This window comes from Parabacteroides sp. PF5-6 (assembly GCF_029504695.1).
Lineage (GTDB): Bacteria > Bacteroidota > Bacteroidia > Bacteroidales > Tannerellaceae > QVMG01.
The window spans coordinates 1-20,300 of record NZ_JAQFIN010000004.1; the positions used below are offsets into that span (position 1 = coordinate 1).

At 47.3% G+C, this 20,300-nt stretch carries 17 protein-coding genes; 5 read left to right on the forward strand and 12 right to left on the reverse strand.

The features are described from left to right. A partial coding sequence (locus M2133_RS06005; RefSeq protein ID WP_277465112.1) for a FimB/Mfa2 family fimbrial subunit occupies nt 1–308 on the reverse strand: 308 nt, incomplete at its 3' end. Nucleotides 309–998: 690 nt separating this feature from the next. Between M2133_RS06005 and M2133_RS06010 the strand changes: the two genes are divergently transcribed. After that, on the forward strand, nt 999–1,607 hold the full coding sequence (locus M2133_RS06010) for a hypothetical protein (protein ID WP_277465113.1): 609 nt from the start codon (nt 999–1,001) through the stop codon (nt 1,605–1,607). Beyond that, nucleotides 1,594–2,367: a hypothetical protein gene (locus tag M2133_RS06015; protein WP_277465114.1), complete on the forward strand. Its 774-nt coding sequence runs from the start codon at nt 1,594–1,596 to the stop codon at nt 2,365–2,367. The genes M2133_RS06010 and M2133_RS06015 overlap by 14 nt, the downstream gene beginning before the upstream one ends. Here M2133_RS06015 and nudC read toward each other — a convergent pair. From nudC to M2133_RS06070, 11 genes are all read right to left on the reverse strand, one after another. Then, nucleotides 2,264–3,031, reverse strand: a complete 768-nt coding sequence (gene nudC, locus M2133_RS06020) for an NAD(+) diphosphatase (RefSeq protein WP_277465115.1) — start codon at nt 3,029–3,031, stop codon at nt 2,264–2,266. The genes M2133_RS06015 and nudC overlap by 104 nt on opposite strands. Before the next feature lie 89 nt (nt 3,032–3,120). After that, on the reverse strand, nt 3,121–4,332 hold the full coding sequence (locus M2133_RS06025) for a peptidoglycan DD-metalloendopeptidase family protein (protein WP_277465116.1): 1,212 nt from the start codon (nt 4,330–4,332) through the stop codon (nt 3,121–3,123). 213 nt (nt 4,333–4,545) lie between these two features. After that, nucleotides 4,546–6,645, reverse strand: coding sequence for an ATP-dependent DNA helicase RecG (gene recG, locus M2133_RS06030; RefSeq protein WP_277465117.1), 2,100 nt, complete (start codon nt 6,643–6,645; stop codon nt 4,546–4,548). After that, complete coding sequence (locus tag M2133_RS06035; RefSeq protein ID WP_277465118.1) at nt 6,635–7,351, reverse strand: 2-C-methyl-D-erythritol 4-phosphate cytidylyltransferase; 717 nt, start codon at nt 7,349–7,351, stop codon at nt 6,635–6,637. Before M2133_RS06035 ends, recG begins: the two co-directional genes overlap by 11 nt. Beyond that, nucleotides 7,351–7,536, reverse strand: coding sequence for an exodeoxyribonuclease VII small subunit (xseB, locus tag M2133_RS06040; RefSeq protein ID WP_277465119.1), 186 nt, complete (start codon nt 7,534–7,536; stop codon nt 7,351–7,353). Before xseB ends, M2133_RS06035 begins: the two co-directional genes overlap by 1 nt. Nucleotides 7,537–7,552: 16 nt before the next feature. Beyond that, nucleotides 7,553–8,887, reverse strand: coding sequence for an exodeoxyribonuclease VII large subunit (xseA, locus tag M2133_RS06045; RefSeq protein ID WP_277465121.1), 1,335 nt, complete (start codon nt 8,885–8,887; stop codon nt 7,553–7,555). Next, a complete protein-coding gene (locus M2133_RS06050) occupies nt 8,877–10,271 on the reverse strand; it encodes a S8 family serine peptidase (protein ID WP_277465122.1) in 1,395 nt (464 codons plus the stop codon). Before M2133_RS06050 ends, xseA begins: the two co-directional genes overlap by 11 nt. Nucleotides 10,272–10,274: 3 nt before the next feature. Beyond that, nucleotides 10,275–10,742: an Lrp/AsnC ligand binding domain-containing protein gene (locus tag M2133_RS06055; RefSeq protein WP_277465123.1), complete on the reverse strand. Its 468-nt coding sequence runs from the start codon at nt 10,740–10,742 to the stop codon at nt 10,275–10,277. A gap of 174 nt (nt 10,743–10,916) precedes the next feature. Further along, entirely contained in the window at nt 10,917–11,621 is a 705-nt protein-coding gene (locus tag M2133_RS06060) for an FKBP-type peptidyl-prolyl cis-trans isomerase (protein ID WP_277465124.1), read from the reverse strand. A 21-nt stretch (nt 11,622–11,642) separates the two neighbouring features. Beyond that, nucleotides 11,643–12,230, reverse strand: coding sequence for an FKBP-type peptidyl-prolyl cis-trans isomerase (locus tag M2133_RS06065; RefSeq protein WP_277465125.1), 588 nt, complete (start codon nt 12,228–12,230; stop codon nt 11,643–11,645). 438 nt (nt 12,231–12,668) lie between these two features. After that, nucleotides 12,669–13,613 (reverse strand): FimB/Mfa2 family fimbrial subunit, encoded by a 945-nt coding sequence (locus tag M2133_RS06070; protein ID WP_277465126.1) that lies wholly within the window; start codon nt 13,611–13,613, stop codon nt 12,669–12,671. A 797-nt stretch (nt 13,614–14,410) separates the two neighbouring features. Between M2133_RS06070 and M2133_RS06075 the strand changes: the two genes are divergently transcribed. From M2133_RS06075 to M2133_RS06085, 3 genes are all read left to right on the forward strand, one after another. Beyond that, a complete protein-coding gene (locus M2133_RS06075; protein ID WP_277465128.1) occupies nt 14,411–16,369 on the forward strand; it encodes a response regulator in 1,959 nt (652 codons plus the stop codon). 492 nt (nt 16,370–16,861) lie between these two features. Then, the gene (locus M2133_RS06080) at nt 16,862–18,205 is read left to right on the forward strand and encodes a fimbrial protein (RefSeq protein WP_277465129.1); all 1,344 of its coding nucleotides are present in this window, start codon (nt 16,862–16,864) and stop codon (nt 18,203–18,205) included. A gap of 529 nt (nt 18,206–18,734) precedes the next feature. Continuing rightward, nucleotides 18,735–20,174: a fimbrial protein gene (locus M2133_RS06085; RefSeq protein WP_277465130.1), complete on the forward strand. Its 1,440-nt coding sequence runs from the start codon at nt 18,735–18,737 to the stop codon at nt 20,172–20,174. The last annotated feature ends 126 nt before the right edge of the window (nt 20,175–20,300 follow it).

Sequence of the window (20,300 nt, forward strand, 5' to 3'; positions counted from 1 at the left end):
GTACGACGGTTTAAAACCGTAGCTTTGTCAATGGTTCTTGTTTCCACGTAGTCGTAGTTTTCGTCGAAAACAAACAACGTTACGCTGTCTACGTCACCTTTGGTGGTGATGTCTTTGTTGTTGGAGAATGCTTTGAGTACAATTGAATACGGGTTGGAAGCGGCAGCAGCTTTGGTAACAACCTCTGCAGAAGCTTCAGCCTGGATGTATTCCATGGTAGAATCTTCAGAAGAACAAGCTGTGAAAGCCATAACTGTGGCGATCAACCAAGCTGCAACTAAACCTTTAGATAATGTATTCTTTTTCATGACTCAATAATTGTATACGTTGAACTTTTTTTTGTTTTGTGTCTTTAAGATCGGGACCCTCACCCCGGTATATCTCTCATTCACGATGCAAATATATAGCCCGAAAATCAACGCCGCAAGTATTTATAGTTAAACAAAGTTAAAAGCATCAATATTCTCTCAAAAACGGCGTGATAACTCTCAAAAACGATGCTAAAACGGTCGGTAAAGGGGGTGAAAGTATCTGCAGATATCATTATTATCTCTTAAATCAACAGGGTTGAATATATCAAAAGAGTATGTAATCAAATCATCATGCCGAGGAAAATCCGAATCGTACGATCGGTAAACATATCAAGAGCCCACGTTCGGATTTCACCCAAGCGGGCTACCTATATATATATCGATATTTCCTATCCTTATTTTGCCTGGAAATAGCTGTTCTTTGAATATCCCTTTTGATTTCCGGGAGATTGGGAGGGGTGTACGGATGATAAATTGATGTAGCTTTTATCAAAGAGCTCCGGACAGGTGATAAGAATCCTTAAGACTTGTTGCGTGAAATCCGGTTTCTTTAACAGCCATGCAGCGGAAATTAAACTAATACTTGCCAAAAAGCATTAACATTATAAAGCGGAAAGACTAATTAAGCATTTTATAACACTTTCGCGGCGGAACAGTTATACATTTGGTGACGATAATGGTGTGGAGATGAAAAAACTTTGGATGGTTTACCTTATCCTCTGTATGCACAGTACGGACAAAATCTATGCTCAGTGGGCAGCGGTTGATTCATTGTGGTTGCAAAATATAATCGAGGGCAAAGACTCGATTCGGTTGAATCCTGAGACGATGAGGGCGATTGAAGAAGGGACTTTCCTGAACCGGGAGAATCCCTTCGCCCAGCCACTCGAAGCGCCTCCGATCCTCGCGATCACCCGTGATTTCTGGGATATAGCCACAGAAGATTCCCTGGCGTTTGCGATCGATTCGTTGTCGCCGGCTGTTTTAACGATGTTGATACGGATGAAAGAGAAAGATAGTTTGAAGATAAGTGATAGCTTTCGGTTGCGGTTGAAATTTCATGAGAAGGAGAAGTTCCGAATAGGCCAATCACCATTTGCTGTTTCTGCCGGCGCCCAGAGTCTACTTGATGATACGGTGAAGGACGGACAAAGACGAGGGAGCGTCGGCGGATCAGTGAATTTTGGATTTTCATTGGATGACATTTTGACTTATCTCTTTCGGCCGGAGGAAAGGCAAAAACGGAAAAACAGGAAACGGGCGAAGGCGATAAAGGACTATCATGCAGCACCATAAAAAAGTAAAACGAATAAATCATCTATACCTGGCTTTGATCCTATCCCTTCTGGGTGGGGTGAGCCCGGCTTTTGCGCAATGGTCGGCCAGGGATTCGCTTTGGCTGCGTGATGTATTGGCGGGAAAAGATACGATCCGCCTCAATCCGGAAGCGATGCAATCGATACAGGAAGGCTCTTTCCTCAATCTGGATAAACCCCGTACGCCCATGCGATCGACGCCTCTTGATCTGCCGATTGAGAAGGATTTCAGTTCCTATTTTTTACCGGAGGACTCGACAAAGGCTTATCAGTTTAAACTGACCGACCTGCCGCCCCATATTGTTTTGCGCTATTATAATCCGAAAGGCTCTCCCGGTCAGCAGTTTAGCTATGAGTATTTTTATTACTACCTGAAGCGCTCCACGCATGGCATCAGTGGCGGACAAAGCCATGACTTTGCGCATCTCTTGAATATGGCTTTCAGCCCGGAATACCGGCGGTTGATGAAGAACCGGAAAAACGCAGCCAATCTGCGGTATTATAACGATTTGCCGCGCGCCGAACTGTATCAAAAGCAGCAACAGTTCCTTTCGGCACATCCCGAACTGCGCAAACCAGCCAATGCGGCCGAGGCAGCAAAGATGAAGAAAGAATTGAAAGACAGAGGCTATGCGATTAAGACGGATTCGCTATCCACCAGTCGATCATCTTCCGGGCCAGACTCAGTTTCCGTGGTATTTCCGGAAGATTTCCCCGATTATAAAACGCAGCCGAACTGAGTTCCTCCTCTTGTATACAGATCTCACCGCCGGCATAGTCGGCAATAAACCCAACCATTAGCCCACTTGGGAAAGGCCAGGGTTGGTTCCCGAAATAACGGATATTCTTGATTTCTAAAGCTACTTCCTCACGCACTTCCCGCACGACGCATTCTTCAAGCGTCTCTCCGGTTTCCAGAAAACCGGCCACCAGTCCGTGGAACGGTCCCCGGAAATTCTTTGCCCGTATCAATAAAATGGAATCTTCCTTGCGTATAAGCACGAGGATCGCAGCGGAGATCACCGGATAAAGTTCATGTTTGCAATTCGGGCATATTTTCATCACCGGAAGCGGATGTTCAGTCGCTGTGCCGCACGCAGGGCAAAAGCGGCTATGTCGGTCCCAGTGATTGATCTCAAATGCCTTGCCGGCTATCCGGAACGAATCTTTATCGAGGAAATCGTAGGAGGTGCGCAAGCCCATGAATTCGTATGTGTCGGATGGTAGATTATGGGACGCTTCACCGGTATATATCCCCGTCTTTTCATCTACCGTTACTTCCAGCAAGCGGTCTACCGCAACCGGCGGATATTCGCCGATAGGAATCGCATAACGGTCTCCGTCCTTTTCAAGTAGGAGATCCTCTCCGGAAAAAATATAAAAGTATTGTGTTTTAGTGTTCATTTTGTAGGATCCAACCACCTCCCGGCTCGTACCGCGCCGTACTCCTCCTTAACCAAGGAGGAGAGCTTTAGGATTTGGACGAGGGTGTGTTATGAGCAACGGATATTCCTGCCCAGGCGGAGGATGGTTGTCCGGGATATGCCATTCAACTGGCAAAGCTTCTCGATCGTCGTACCGTATTTCATGGCAATCGCTCCGAGTGTATCTCCGGATTGTATCTTATGGTAGACCGGTTCTTTCGATTCGCCGGCTCCGCTTGTATTGGTGTTTTGGGCGGAAGCGACAGCGGCTTGCGTGGCCTTAACCGTTGTTTTCTGTGGGGCAGGGGCCTTGGCTGCTTTTTCCGCGCTGGTATTTACCCGCAGCGATTGTCCGATCCGGAGCGTTGTGGTCGATTTGATGCCGTTCAAGCGGCAGATCTCATTGATGGAAGTGCCGTAGATCCGGGCGATCTTACCCAATGTATCTCCTGATTTCACCCGGTGATAAGCCATCCGGTCGTCGGAAGAGGTGTAGATATTGCTTTTGCGTCCGTTGATCTTCACGTTGCGGAATACATATAAGTCCTGATGGGGCGTGCCATTGGTGAAATCAATGATTTCCGCCGGATTAATCGCCTGTCCGAGGAAGCGGGTCTCGAAATGCAGATGCGAACCGGTCGAACGTCCGGTATTTCCTCCCAAGCCGATCGGTTGTCCGGCGCGTATGATATCGTTTTCGTTGACAAGGAATTTGGAAAGGTGTCCGTAGATGGTTTCCAAACCGTTCGGATGGCGAATCACCACATAGTTGCCATATCCTCTGCGTTCAAAAGAGCGGATACGGATTTTCCCGTCGAAAGCGGCACGGATCGTATCACCGGTGTACACTTTGAGATCGATGCCCCGGTGCATCCGGCGGCGACGGGGACCATATTTGGATGTTACTTTGATTTCGGAGTCGATCGGCAGGACAAAAGAAGAACAATCGATGGCAAAAGAATCAGGGAATATGGCTTTGACTTCGCCACGGAAGGGGTCAACCCATTTGTTTTCCCAATGCGAACCGTAAAGTTCGTCGGCCGGGAAATTTAATGATTCGGTAAGCAATAATTGTACTCTCTCATTGCTTTCGATAAGCTCTTTAAGCGCAATATCCCTTTTGGCAGGAACCCGGTCGGCCATCAGTTCCGATACGCGTTCCTCCATCAATTGAGACTGACTTTGTAGTATAGTGTTACCTTCTTCTACCGGAGTTTGTGCATATAATACAGTGGTTGAGAGGATAATACCTGCCAGACTTAGTAGTACTCTTATATTCATTATATGTTAATTACTTTTGCTTTTTCAATTCGTACGGATGACCCTTTTTCTCGTTGAATTGGATCTATACCAACCAAACAAAGTTCGGGAATAAGATGAAGAAGACCAATAATACTGCGCTAAACTTTCCTAAAAGAGAAAACGGCAGAGAAATATATGATGGTTAGCCTTTTGATAATCAGTGTTGTGTAAACTGATATGTTTTACAACATGTCAGCTGATCATGCCCCAGTTTGTCCGTCTGGCAAAGAGTGATTTGAGCCGTTCGTTCAATATCTGATTGGTTTCGGCGTCCAAATTAGGGTCTTCGTTCAATATCTCCAAGGCGATATCGCGGGCGTATTGCAGGATCTGCCCATCGGCGCCAAGATCGGCAATTTTCAGGTCGATCCCATCCCCACTCTGGCGCGTTCCTTCCAGGTCGCCATGCCCACGCAAGCGAAGATCGGCTTCGGCAATTTCGAACCCATCGGTGCTGTTTACCATAATTTCCAACCGTTTACGGGTATCGTTACTCAGCTTGAACGAAGTGACCAAAACGCAGTACGACTGGTCGGCACCACGGCCTACCCGTCCCCGTAATTGGTGAAGCTGGGACAGTCCGAAACGTTCGGCGCTCTCGATAATCATCACGGAGGCGTTCGGCACGTTTACGCCGACCTCGATCACCGTAGTGGCCATCAGGATCTGTGCTTCGCCGGAGATAAATTTCTGCATCTCCGTATCTTTCTCTGCCGCTTTCATGCGTCCGTGCACCATGCAGACCTTGTATTCCGGAAAGATCTCTTTGTAGAGTTCGAACCCCTCCTCCAGGTTTTTGTAATCGCTTTTCTCGCTGCCTTCTATCAATGGATAGACGACATAGACCTGCCGGCCGGCATGGATCTCTTTGCGGATGAAATGGTAAAGCTCAGCTTTCTTGTTGTCGTAGCGGTGGAGGGTCTTGATCGGTTTCCGCCCGGGGGGTAATTCATCGATCACCGAGACATCGAGATCGCCATACAGCGTCATGGCCAGGGTACGGGGGATAGGCGTGGCCGTCATCACCAGTACGTGGGGAGGAACGGCACTTTTCGACCATAACCGCGAACGCTGTTCCACGCCGAAACGATGCTGTTCGTCGATCACCGCCAGTCCGAGCGAGGCAAAAGAAACCGTTTCTTCAATCAGGGCATGCGTGCCGATCACGAGCTGAATCTCCCCATTCGCGATAGCCGGAAGTATCTTGTTGCGCACACTCTTCTTGGTCGATCCCGTCAATAGTGCCACCCGGATATCCATGTCTTTGAGGAATGCCATCACCGTCGCATAATGTTGTGTTGCCAGTATCTCCGTGGGCGCCATCATACACGCCTGGCAATCGTTATCGACAGCCAACAGCATGGAAAGCAAGGCCACCAGCGTTTTCCCACTGCCGACATCCCCCTGCAATAAGCGGTTCATCTGCCGCCCGCTTCCCATATCGGCACGGATCTCGCGCACCACTCTTTTCTGTGCGCCGGTCAGTTCGAAAGGCAGGTATTTCGCATAAAACAGATTGAAATAATCGCCTACCGTGGGGAATACGATCCCTTTGAGTTTCATCTTCCGCAGTCCGGCTGTGCGCAATATATTCAATTGGATATAGAAGAGTTCGTCAAACTTCAGGCGTAACTGCGCCTGGTTCAGTTTCTCGATCGACTCGGGGAAGTGAATGTTTCGGATCGCCTCAGAGAGCGGCATCATCTGGATTTTCTGGCGTAACCAGTAGGGCAGTGTCTCTTGCACTTCCCAGCCGATCGCATGCAAGAGGTTGTATTGCAGGTTCTGGATCGCGCGGGAATTCAGGAAAGACTTTTTCATCTTTTCCGTCGTATGATAGAAAGGAGCCAGTCCACTCGCCACCTGACCCGCCTGATCCAGCGGATCGATATCCGGATGGGGGATATTGACAACCTGCCCGAACTCATTGGGTTTGCCGAAGACAATGTATTCGGTCCCCGGCCGGATCTTATCCGTCACGTAGCTGAGTCCTTTGAACCACACCAGATCGATCATGCCGGTGCCATCCGTAAATTTGCCGATCAGCCGCTTGGTACGCCCCTCGCCAACCGTATCGAAATAGAGGATACGCCCTTTCAACTGGATATAGGGCATATTTCCGTTGACCTCGGCTACCTTGTAGAAGCGGCTCCGGTCGATATACTTATAAGGAAAATAATACAACAGATCCTCGAAAGAAACCAAACGAAGTTCCTTCTGCAGGATCTCTGCCTTGCGGGGACCCACCCCCGGAAGATAGGTGATCGCTCTTTTGTCGAGATCAATCCACATGGTTATGACGACAATACGGACAAAGGGCCTTGGCCACCAGCAGATCAAAAGGGGTGGTGATCTTGATATTCTCCCGGTTGCCGGGCACGATATGTATCTTTTCCCCTGCCGCCTCCACGATCGAAGCGTCGTCGGTGAACAAAGGCGAATACTCCTGTTGATAAGCGCGAATCAGGATATCGCTATGAAACACCTGTGGTGTCTGTACCGCATAATATTCGGAACGGTCCACCGGATGATTCCCTTCATCGGTGACCACCCGGATCGAATCGACGATCGGGATAACCGGAACCGCATTGCCTTCCTGCTCGGCACTATTGAAGCAGTTGCCGATCACTTCGGGTGCCGGAAACGGGCGTACCCCGTCGTGGATGGCGACCCATCCTTTCTCTCTCCTTTCCGGGGCGACTCCTAATTCCTCCGCAAGATATTCAAGGGCGTTCTTGACGGAATGGAAACGCGTTTCGCCTCCGTTCACCACATGGAAAGAGATGGTGCAGTTCAATTCTTTGCACAGCATTGCCCAATAGTCCTGATGTTCTTCGGGCAATACCAACAGGATCTCGATGGTGGGATCCCAATCGTGAAACGCCTCCATCGTATGCATTAATACCGGTTTGCCTTCGATCGGAATGAATTGCTTGGGCAGGTCGGCGCCCATGCGCAGCCCTTTCCCGCCGGCAACAATGATTACATAATTCCTCATTAGTCCAGCTCTTCTAAGATTTTTTTTACTTCTTCATCCACTTTAAAGAGTTTCTCTTTACAAAGTTTGATCAGTCGGGTCGCTTCTTTGACCTTTTCGGATAAGAGATCGACATCCAGATCGTTCTTCTCGATATCGGCCACGATCTGATGCAATTTCTCTATCGCTTCGTTATATGTTTCCATTATCAATTATCCATTATTAATTATCCATTATCAACTGTGATCTGACTTCGCCATCGGCCAAGCGGGTAACGATTCGGTCGCCGGCCTGTAAGTCCGCCGCGTGTTTGATGATCTGCCCGTCTTTCAGCGTGAGGCTGTAACCTCTCTTCAGGATATATTCCGGCGAGGCTAATGTAACAAATTGTTCCGTCAATTGCAACTCTTTCCTTTTATCGGAAAAGAAATGAGTGGTGCCGCTTTTGAGGCGGTTGTTCAACCCTTCGAGCGCGAGCGTATAATCCGAGAGCAAGGAAGAGGCCACGACAGGCAATCGGCCGGTCAGGCTTTTCAATGTATTGCGGTTGCGCTCCAGCCGGTTCGATACGATAGCGGGAAGGCGTGTATTCAGGAGTTGCAGGAAATTTTTCTGCTCTTGCAGTCGCCCGGTCACCTGTTGGTATATCGCCTGATGCAGGCCGGACAGCTCATCGGCAGCCAGTTGCATACGCCCGATCAGGAATTCGGCCACGGCGGTCGGCGTTTTCAGGCGGGTATGGGAAACCAGGTCGACAACCGTATCATCGCGCTCATGCCCGATCCCGGTAATGACCGGCAAAGGGAACTGGGCACAGTTTGCCGCCAATAGATAGGAATCGAAACTGCTGAGATCGGCCGTCGAGCCTCCGCCACGGATGATGACCACCACATCGAAGTGCTCTACATAATTATATATATGATCCAGGGCGGCAATCACCGACATCTCCGTCTTGTCGCCCTGCATCAGCGCCGGGAAAAGGCGGATGTAAAACGGAAAGCCCATTTTGTTGTCTCTGATCTGTTCCAGGAAATCTTCGTAGCCGGCAGCCGTGGGCGAGGTGATCACGGCAATGCGCTGGGGCAATGTCGGGAAGGGCAGTTCTTTGTTCAAGGTGAAGATCCCCTCTTCCTGCAGTTGGCGGATGATCTCGATGCGTTTGCGCGCCATATCCCCCAGGGTATAGGTCGGGTCGATATCCGTCACCGTCAGGTTGAAGCCGTATAACTCATGGTAATCAACCGCTACCTTAACCAGTACTTTCAATCCGGAGACAAAAGCTTGTCCGGTCTCCCGCTCGAAGTACGGCCGGAGCATATGGAATGTTTTGGCCCAGATCGTGCCTCTTGCCTTGGCCACCAATTGGCCGGTGGCCGGGTTCTTTTCGACAAACTCCAGGTAGCAGTGGCCGGAGGCATGCGTACGCACATCGCTGGTCTCCGCCTGTATCCAACAGGTTGCCGGGAAGGCTTCCTGGATAGCGGCCTTGATTCTCCGGTTCAATTCCAGGAGGGAGAATGCCCGGGGCTGTTCGGCTGTTGGGGGATCAATGGACATCTTTTCTTCCTCTCTTATACGCTTTGTAGATATTCGGGATGCCAAAACCTTTCTCCGCGTCCGGACGTTTGGCCTGGCTGGCTGTACGCTGAAGTAAAGCGATCAGTTCTTTGTTATTCAATTCCGGAAGCGCCTCCCACAGGCAGGCGGCCAATCCGGCGATGATCGGTGCGGCATACGATGTGCCGCTGGCATAACGCAATTCGCCGTTCGAACCGATCACGGCGCAACTGCTTCCCAACGCCACAAGGTCGGGTTTTATCCGGTCGTCGGCCGTGAAGCCGGTCGAGCTGAAGCTGCTTTTCTCTTTCTCTTCCGTGACGGCGCCAACAGTCAACAGATGGGCTACATCCGAGGGGAACGTGATCTTTTGCCAGTCGTTATTGCCTTCGTTGCCGGCGCTGCAGACCACAAGCATTCCTTTCTCTGCCGCCATTTGGGCCGCCCGGCTGATAAAGGCGGTTTGCCCGTCCAATAGATCGGTGGAATAACTCATCTCTTCCACATCGAACGTGAAATAACCCAACGAGCTGGCAATAACGTCTACCCCGGTGCTATCGGCAAACTCGATCGCGTTTGCCCAATAATCTTCTTCGATCGGAAACTCACTGCGGTTGTCTTCGCTTTTCAGGAGCCAGTACGTGGCCTGCGGTGCCGTACCCACGAGAATACCCGGCAGATTTGCCGCCAGGCACGACAGGACCCGGGTGCCATGATCATCGCCCAGGAAAACCGATTCTCCGGGGGCGACGAAATTGTGCGTACCGGCCAGGCGCATCGCGGCAAAAGCCTCGATCCGGTCGGCGTTAGTGAAACCGGCATCGATCACGGCAATACTCAGGTTTGTGCCGGTAAATCCTTCTTTATGGAGTTTCTCGCCGTTGAGCATCCGGATCTGAGGCTCGGCGTATCCGTATAGATCATTGGTTTTTTCCTGCTGCAGGGTCAATCGTGAGGTGTCTCTGTTGAAGAAAACCGAAGGATCGAAATGGCTGTCTCTTTCTCCTTTCCACACCCATTTGACGGAATCGACGATGGCCAATTTTTGTATGCGTTCGGCGATCAGACTGTCCCGGCTGGCTACGACCACCGTGGTGAGCCATTTGCTTTGGGCGACAATCTCTCCGCCTTCCTGCGTGAGCGTCTGTAGGTAGGCCGGTGAAATAGGCAGATCCGACGGGTTTATCTCGATCCGGTGTTTCGCCCTTCGCTCGATGGCCTTTTGCGAAAGGAATGTTTCGGGTTTATCCAATAGAGCGGCCGGGTGTGTGCACCCTTTATCCGTCAGGTAGACACGGAAACAATAAGTCTCTCCCGCAGAAAGAACGAACCAGGGAGAGAGTAGAGAGACCGTAAGGAATAAAATCCGGGAAAATCTAACCATTCATTATTCTTCTTCTTTGCAGATCGGAATTTCTCGTTTGAGGCTTTGACGCAATGAAATCAGCGTCTCTGTTTCGATCACTCCGGAGATCTCCTGGATTTTTGTGTTGAGCAACTCCATCAGGTGTTCGTTGTCGCGGGCATATAATTTGATCAGCATGGTATACGGGCCTGTCGTGAAATGACATTCAACGACCTCCGGTATTTTGATAAATTCGGGAACGGCATCTTTGTACATGGAGCCGCGTTCCAGCTTCACGCCGATATACGTACACGTATTATATCCTAATATCTTGGGATTGATATGATAACCGGAACCGGTAATTACATTCATATCGATCATACGTTGGACACGTTGATGGATGGCAGCCCGGGAGACCCCGCATTCTTCTGCTACATCCTTAAAGGGAATCCGTGCATTCTTAGAAATGATATTCAATATTTGCCTGTCCAGTTTGTCAATCTTTTCCATTATTCTTTCACTTTTAATATGGGTATTTCTTTTCTTGGTATCAAAAGTATATATTTATTTTCAAATATATGTCATTCTGAAAGAGAAAAGTGCTTCGGTGTTAAAAAAACAAGGCGCAAACATGCTTTTAAACATATTTGCACCCCGTTTTCTTATGCAAAATGGCAGTATAGCTTATTTCAGGATTTCCAGTAATTCGACTTCGAATTTCAAGGTAGCGTTTGCTTTGATGTCCTGGCCGGCACCTCTTTCGCCATACGCCAGATCAGCCGGGATCCAGAAAATATACTTAGAACCTACGGGCATGATTTGCAAGCCTTCAGTCCATCCTCTGATCACCTGGCCTACGCCAAATTCGGCAGGCTCACCCCGGTCTGCGGTGCTGTCGAACACCTTTCCGTCTAATAATGTACCGGTATAATGCACTTTTACTCTATCCGTAGCCGTCGGCCGTTCGCCGGTACCTTCGGTGATAACCTGGTATTGCAGGCCGCTTTCCGTTGTGATCACACCGGGTTTGGCTTTGTTTTCTTCCAGGAATTTATCGCCTTCTTCTTTGGTTTTATTCGCTTCTTCGGCTTGAACGCGGGTGAAATACTCCTGTACGAAAGCGTTTGCCTCTTCCATCGTCAATTTGGTCTTTGCATTTTCGTCGCGCAGAGCTTCTTCGAACCCGGCCAAGAGCAGATCGATATTTACACTTCCACCCGGCACGGTAGTGATATTCTTGCGGAAACCATCCCCATTCAATATACCGAGAGAATAGCTGGCGCTATCCAATCCGTTGTTTAACTTCACACTCTTCTTGGAATCACAGGAAGAGGCAAATATACCGGCTACCAGGGCCAATACTGCAATGCATACATTCGCTTTTTTCATCTTTTCTTTTCTATTATATGATTATTTTACGATTTCTAATAATTCGACTTCAAAGATCAACGTGCTGTTGGGCTCGATGGCCTCTCCGGCACCCCGCTCTCCGTACGCCAGGTCCGACGGGATAAAAAGTTTCCATTTCGAACCTGTCGGCATCAACTGAAGCGCTTCGACCCAGCCGGGGATCACCTGCGAAACACCAAATACGGCAGGCTGTCCTCTTTCTACGGAGCTATCGAAAACCATACCGTTGATTAATGTACCATGGTAATGGCATTTGACTTTATCCGTTGCTTTGGGTTTGTCGCCCGTACCGGATTTCAGGATTTCGTATTGCAAACCGCTGGGCAAGGTGGTTACCCCGTTTTTGTGTGTATTGATCTGTAGGAATTCTTCCCCTGCCTTTCTGTTGTTATCCAATTTCTCGGATTGCAGTTTCATGAAGTAGTCGTTTATGACCTTTTTGGCTTCGTCGTATGAAATGGCCGGGTCTTTCTCCTGAAGCACATCACTCAATCCCTGCGTGAAATCTTCCAGGTTCAACCCTTTGATGCCGGAATTCTGAAAATTGTTTCCAATGCTTAACCCCAGCGAATAACTAATTTTATCCATATTGTTTATAACTAATTTGATACGGTATTCCAAACCGAATTTAATGCGGCACAAAAATAGTGTTTTTTATCTGACTTATAACTATACTTCTTGCTTTTTTAATCTGCTTGCATCGACTGCCTGTTCATCCTGGTGAATGTATTGTGTTGAATCGGCAAACCTATCACACATTGATACGCCCACCTCCCGTTGGCAATCCTATCATTGTGGATGATATTCCCGTCACCCAGGCAAAGCTATCACCGAATCGGTATTCCTATCACCCTTGATCCAGCCTGGCTTTAGGGTATTTTTGCTACAAAAATTAACAAAGGCAAAGCTATCACCGAATGATAGGTTTGCCTTTGTTCGAACGGTTGTGATCCGCCATAAAAAAACGCACATCCGGAATCTCCGGATGTGCGTCATATATTCGTATACAAAAATTGAGGGCTTCTGTTAGGCTACGTTTACAGCGTGAATAGTCTGTCCCCATGCTGCTACGATCAGGTCCAGTCTGTATTTGCAAGCGTCAAAAGTGATGTTGAACAATTCTGAGGCGTTTAGAGACAGTTCCTGTGAATTTCTGAGTTTTTTGCTGGAAAGAACCAATACGTCGTTCTTGTAAAGCTCTATCGTGATGTCGTCGGAAGGTAAAATCGCGATGTTGGCTGCAACCAGGTTGCCCGCTTTGTTTGCGGTTGCCGGTACGATGTATTCCACTTCTTTACCTGCGAATGTACCATCATGATTAATAGCGGATGTCGCTGTTTTGATTTTGTAGTAAAAGTCACCGTTTGTGTTACCAAATTTCTTAGCGATTCCTGTGGTGGTCAGTGAAAGTTCAGCTACCTTTCTTTCGATAGCCAGTGTCTGTACATTCTCAGTGCGTGTTGCGCTGGGGCGTCCGATGGTGATTTGTCCATGGAACAGGTCACTGGGGGAAGTGACCTGCCCATTGTTTTGTTTTAACTGGACGCGTAAATCAGATAAAATGCTGTTTTGGTTGAGTGAACTAACTTCTTCTTTTTTGTTTGTTAATCCTGCCCATGCCACCACAGTGATACTGTCGGTGCCGTTAGCCTGGATTGATATCGTACGACGGTTTAAAACCGTAGCTTTGTCAATGGTTCTTGTTTCCACGTAGTCGTAGTTTTCGTCGAAAACAAACAACGTTACGCTGTCTACGTCTCCTTTGGTGGTGATGTCTTTGTTGTTGGAAAATGCTTTGAGTACAATTGAATACGGGTTGGAAGCGGCAGCAGCTTTGGTAACAACCTCCGCAGAAGCTTCAGCCTGGATATACTCCATGGTAGAATCTTCAGAAGAACAAGCTGTGAAAGCCATAACTGTGGCGATCAACCAAGCTGCAACTAAACCTTTAGATAATGTATTCTTTTTCATGACTCAATAATTGTATACGTTGAACTTTTTTTGTTTTGTGTCTTTAAGATCGGGACCCTCACCCCGGTGTATCTCTCATTCACGATGCAAATATATAGCCCGAAAATCAACGCCGCAAGTATTTAGAGTTAAACAAAGTTAAAAGCATCAGTATTCTCTCAAAAACGGCGTGATACCTATCAAAAACAGAGGTAAAACCTCCTTGATGCGTGGTAAAAATATCTATACGACTGATTTCTCCCTCGCGTGAACAGGTTGCCAAAACTATCAAAATAGATTGTAAAAGAATCGGCAACCGCGGTTTTTCCCTTATCCTATATAAAGGTAAACATATCATCTGTGTACGGATCCATGATTCAGGCGATGGGAATCGAACCCGAATCCGCGGAACTATTTCTTCTTTTTGCTGGGAGTATTTGTTTGTTGATAACCGTCAACACATTTGTTGATAATTATCAACAGATCTGTTGACAATTGTCAACAAACTTGTTGATAATTATCAACAAATGAATGCTCCCGCGAAGGCGCTCAGATACAGTATCTTATAGCTGTCGGAAAAATAGGGGAAAATTGGCCTTTTCCGTACCCCCTATCTTTCGTTATCTATGCGGTGATTTTCTTGCTTTTTGCGAAAAACTTGATTTTCATAGGGTTATTTATAGTGTTTAATTTTGTCGTTTCGTAAAAATTTTATTCTATTCTTCTTTCTTCTGATATTTATTTCCTATTTTTGCATAGATTAAAATATACCTTTATCATTTCGTTTGTTGTACTACAATTAAATTATGCAGCATATTATGAAGAGCTTAGTATTAAATCGGAAAAGCCTTTTGGTTATTATTTTGGCTGTTGTATCAAGAACCCTACTCTTTGCCCAAGGAAATGCCGGCAGTGAATCATCTATTGGCCTGATCCTGATCTTTCTGATCCTGTTAATTGTCGTGGCGGGTGGTTTGTATTTCTTTCTGAAAAAGAAAAACGAATCCGTATTGCATGCGATTAAAGAAAAGAGCACGTCTGCCGCGACCGAGCTCGATGTGTTGCGTAAGCAAAAAGAGGAGTTGGACGCTGCCTATACGGCCTTGAATCAACAGATCAGTGAAAAAGATGCGGAGATCTCTACCCTGGCCGGCAATAAGCGGGAGTTGGAACAGATCCTTGTCGCTAAAATTAAAGAAAACGATACCATCCTGCGTGAAGCCGCCGACAAAGAAGAGCAGGCTAAAAAGCAGGTACAGGTAGCGGAAACGATTCAAGACAATTTCTTTGTGGAGACCATCCACGAGATGCGTACCCCACTTTCTTTGGTATTGGGGACCTTGTCGATGGTGGTACAGAACAAAACTCCGGAAGAGGAGGTCGCTACCCAGCTGCTTTCCGCCTACCGGAATACATTGGCATTGGAAGACCTTGCCGACCAGCTGATCGGAACACGCCATAATAATGATGTGGCCAGCTACCTGCGCGTGGCCCGCTACGATGTGGTGGATATCTCCCGTCAGATCTGCGACTTGTTTATCGACTGGATCGCGATGAATAATGTCGATTTCCAGATCACGGCGCAGAGCGAAGTGCTCTGGGTATGGCTCGACCGCCGGAAAATGGAATACGCCTTGCGTACCTTATTATCTAACGCGTTAAAAAATACCTTCGTCTACGGAAAGGTGGTCTTCGATATCTCGATCGAGCAACGCGAAGGCATCTCCTACTGTAAATTGCTTATCCAGGACGAAGGGCTCGATGAATTGGAAAACGCCCGCCGCGGCCTGCGCCAGATCGTCGATATGGTGGACGACCTGGGTGGTATCTACGAATGTGACTCTTCGGCAAACGGAACGGCCTATACCCTGATGGTGCCGCTGGGTAAGAAACACCTGTTGGAACGCCGCGTTGAATTTGTGGAGCCCGAAGGCGACCTGGTGAAGCTCAATGAGAAACAGAAAGAAGAAATCTCCCAACTGATCCAAATCATTCCGCAGAAGAAGACCACCGGCAAGAAACTGTTGGTGATCGACGATAGCGACCAGATCCGCTGGTTCCTCAAGCATGTGTTCAGCAAAGAATATCAGATCCTCGAAGCGCGCAACGGTGAAGAAGGGGTGACTATGGCCCTTCAGGAACAGCCCGACCTGGTTTTGTGCGACGTGATGATGCCGGTCAAGGATGGATTCGATACCTGCCGGGAGATCAAGAGCGACAGCCGTACGGCACAGACCCCGGTGGTGATGCTCACCGCCAAGGTCGAGAGCGAAGACGTGATCAAAGGGATCGAAGCCGGGGCCGACGATTATATCACCAAGCCGTTCGATGTGGAGATCCTGCGTTCGAAGGTCGGAAGCCTCTTGAAACGTCGCGACCAACTGAAACATTATTATACCCGTTCGCTGATCGCTGCCGATCCCAACGCGGGAGGCGATCCCGATGGCAAGACACAGAGCAATCCGTTTATGGAAGCTGTGATCCGCAATATCGAGAAACATCTGGACGACTCAACCTTCGAAGCCAAGATCCTGGCCGAGTCGTTGAATATGAGTTTGCCGACCCTCTACCGGAAGATCAAGCAACATTCCGATTGCAGTATCCTGGAACTGACCCGTACGGTCCGCCTGAAGAAAGCCGCCGAATTGATCCTGACCCAGCAACACTCCGTACAGGAGGTCGCCGAGCTGGTCGGCTTCAACGACACGGCCACCTTCCGCAAGCGCTTCACCGAGCAATACGGCGTCACCCCGTCGCAGTACGGCCAACCGAATTGATCCCTTTACATATATAATATAGACAACCGCCGACCGCAAGGGCCGGCGGTTTTTTTAATCTCTCCTAAAGCTGGAACTGGCTTAAATGCTCCAAAAGCTAAAAGATTCCTAAAGCTCTCCTCCTTTGAATCGAAGATCTATGTCATCTGTATGCATCAGCATATCGAAGGTGTGATATTATACCGTATTCACTTTTGCTAATCTTCCACAGCCTTTGAAAAACAATATCTATATTGAATATAATGTATATTTAAACGCTGATAAATGACTTTAATACTGTCGTTAAATGATAGTAATTACACTTAATAAATGATTTATCCGCCCATATAATTTGATTTGATTGCCTACTTCTGCTTTGGATGTAGGCCCGTATCTTTGCCATGCAAAAACGTCAAAAAAGCCATTTTACGAAAGTGCGCAAAGTCATGCCGGTACTGTAAAGTACGGCAAAATGAATAGTTCTATTATTAATTAATTTAAACCCAGACTTTTATGAAGTTAAAAGCAATTTTATTTGGAGCAATAGTTGCTCTGTCGCTGACCGCGTGTTCGAATGACAACCCGGATCAGATCGACCAACCGGTGGTACCCTCTGATAAAACCACATTGAATGTATTAGTGAATGACGCCATGACAAAATCCGACGCTGATGCCTCGGCAGTTATGAATTCTTTACAGGTGTTGGTATTCAATGCCACACAGTATGGTCTTGTATTGGAAAAGATCGGTAAGCAAGACGCGCAATACGATTACCGGTCAGAAGAAATCGAAATCAGCGCCGGTAGAAAAGCCGTTCTGGTGATCGCCAACTACCCACAGTTAGACCTGGTGGAAGACGCGGTCAACGGAACCCCGATCACCGAGGTATTGAATATGGTGAAAGATTTCGAGGAAGACCTGGAAGTTGATGGCGCGCTGACGATGAACAGCCGCTTGTACAAAGACATTACGGTTTCTTTGGGTAAGCGCCATTACTTGGGTTTCCCGGTGGTAGATCCCAACTCGGTATCGTATGAAGTATCCAAACCGGTCACTTTGTTCCGCAACGTTGCCCGTATCCGTTTGGCCTCTGTCCATATCATGGGCGATAAATTGGTCAATAGCGAGCAATATCCCGGCCTGGTGATGGAACTGCAGCAAGCCTATATCCTGCACGCCAAAGAAATGACGATGCTGGTGGGACAGGACGGAACAGCCTGGGGTTCAACTTCCGCTCAGAATGTGAACTATATCAATGGCTACCCGGGTGTAGACGAAAACAACCAGACGATCTATATGCGCAATGAGAATGCGAAGTACACCTCCCTGTTGGGCCCGTTCCGCTTCTTTGAAGGCTATAATAAAGAATGTAGATATCTCTTCGACCTGACAACAGACACGCATACGCTCTTCGACGGGAAGAACGGCAATCCGGAACCGGTGGAGTTCTATGTCTATGAAAACCCATACGGCGAAGATTTCGAAGGAATCCAAACCCTTCTGGTGTTGAAGGTCGACTTCTCTTATGTGGTGCCTCATCCTTCGTTGGCTATCGATCCCGGAGCAGCGGATAGTGATATGATCCGTGAACATTTCACTCGTTATTATACGGTAGCGGTTGGTGAGCATGGCTTCTCGTTGCCGAGAGGTTTCAAAGGCATTGGCACACCGCGCGATCAGGAGAAGGAAGGCCAGGAATACTGGGGAATCTACCGTAACCTGCAATACAATGTGCATTTCTCAATCCAGGGTGAAGGTTATATCGATGATAAAGGCGATAAAGGCCAACAATTCCTGCAAGCTAAAGTCGAAGTGGCTCCCTGGGGCGAAGTCGACCAGTATGTGATTGTTGAATAAACTAGCTTTCGCACACAGATCACACCGATTCGGCCGATTTCCGATCCGCATAATCCGTGTCATCTGTGTGCAAACAGACTGAAACACCCATTGGGGAGACCCTCTCGGACTTCCCGAATGAAATGCTTCCCTCCCTTTTTGAGAGGAAAGTCTATCAAAATAGTTTATCCGTTTTATATAATACCTGTTTTTCATCGGTTTACCGTGTTATTTTTATCAAATAAACCTATATTTCTATCAAAGTGCAGGGAAACGATTGTTTGAGCTTTTTACCCCTTTTTTTTGAGCGGATTGCCTCGTTCGACATTCGAGCAGTCCGTCTATATTTGCGTTGTGGTTCTCAAAGGGAAATATTTTTTTTCTGTCGGACCCGAACAATTTCAACATATTCTTGTTTAGAGTATGTCTGATGAAAAACGATAAAGAGCAACCGTTAAACAGGAAGCAACCGTTTAAACTGGAATATAAAACAATTATATATAAGCGAAAGTAATTAACTGTAATACTAATTTTTTAAAATTTGAGACTTATGAAACTTAAAAATTTGTTATTTGGAACCATGGTCGCGCTGGCGTTCACTGCTTGTTCAAGCGACAACGATCCCGTTATTGAACCGACACCGACTCCAGGTGCGGATGCAGCATTCTTAAATGTGAAAACAATGAGCATTCAAACGAAAGCTGAAACTGGTGATGCAACAATCACTAATATGCATGTTTTTGTGTATTCCGGAGGTAATCTGGAAATAAAGAGCTCTAATCATGGATTAGGAGTCTACACAGATGCAAACGATGAGGTAACCGAGATTGCTGTAAGCCCGGGTAATAAGGAAATTATTGTTGTGGCAAACGCTCCGGCAGGTGCTTTTGATGATGTTGTTAAAGGTACAGCTAAAAGTGTTTTGTTAGGTAAAACCGTTGATTTAGCAACTGAAGTTTTAGGTGAAGATGCAAAAGGCTTCTCTATGAACAGTGGATTATTCGCTGTCTCTTTACAAGCTAACGTGAATAACTTCCTGGGTTATACTGACAACGAAATAACAGCTGCAGGTGGTGGTTATAAAGTTGTACCTGCTGCAGGTAACTTGACAGTTGCAGGTCGTGTTCCATTGTATCGCAACGTGGCTAAGATCAATTTGAAAGGTGTAAATATCAGTAAGAACTTAAATGCAACACAATATCCGAATGCTGCGTTTACAGTTAAAGCTGTCTATCTGTTGCATACACCGAAATTGTCTTCTTTGATTGCTAATGATTACAAAGCATGGGGACCGACTTATAATGTATCCGGTGGTTATTATAACAGTGCAACAAATACTGTTTATGCAAATTCTTGGGTTAAATATATGACTACTCCGTACAACCCGGAAGAAATAGATGAAACGAAACTGGAATATCCGGTGATTAAAAAAGCCTTTATCAATGCAGCACTTGATGGTGCTCCGGTTTATGCTAATCTGTCTAACTTAGTTTATGAAATGCCGTCAGGAACGATTACTGCTCCATGGGCACCGGGTGCAAACGAAAATGAAAACGCAGACGAATGCTACTTCTATGCGTATGAAAATGCAGCAAAAGGCAACAACCAGCTTGAAACATTATTGGTTGTTATGGGTGATTTCTCTTGGGATAGCGCTAATAAAGACGAAGGCAGAATTACTGCTTCAGAGCGTTATTATCCTGTTGCTGTAGGTGTTGATGGTGTTGCTGCTGATGGTTTTACTATTAATAGTGGTTTCTTCGGAGCTGTAGAAGAAAGATATACGACTGCAAATGGTAAATTCTTCGGCGTACTGAGAAATCTTGAGTACAATGTAACTGTTGGTATCGCAGGTGTGGGTTATAAAACTCCGTTTGGTCCTCCGACAGGTCCTGGTGAAGGTCCTGGTCCTGACGAAACCGTTCTGCACGTGGCTACAGAAGTTGTAGACTTCGGTCAAGTTACCCAAGGTCATGTAGTAACAGAATAATCTATCGATTATCTAAATATAAAGCCTCCGGAATTTCCGGGGGCTTTTTTGTGTTTAGCTCTTTCCGGCTTGCGTTGCGTGAAGGCGAAGTCTGGGCGCTTCGGATCACCCCGAACCGTAGGTCGC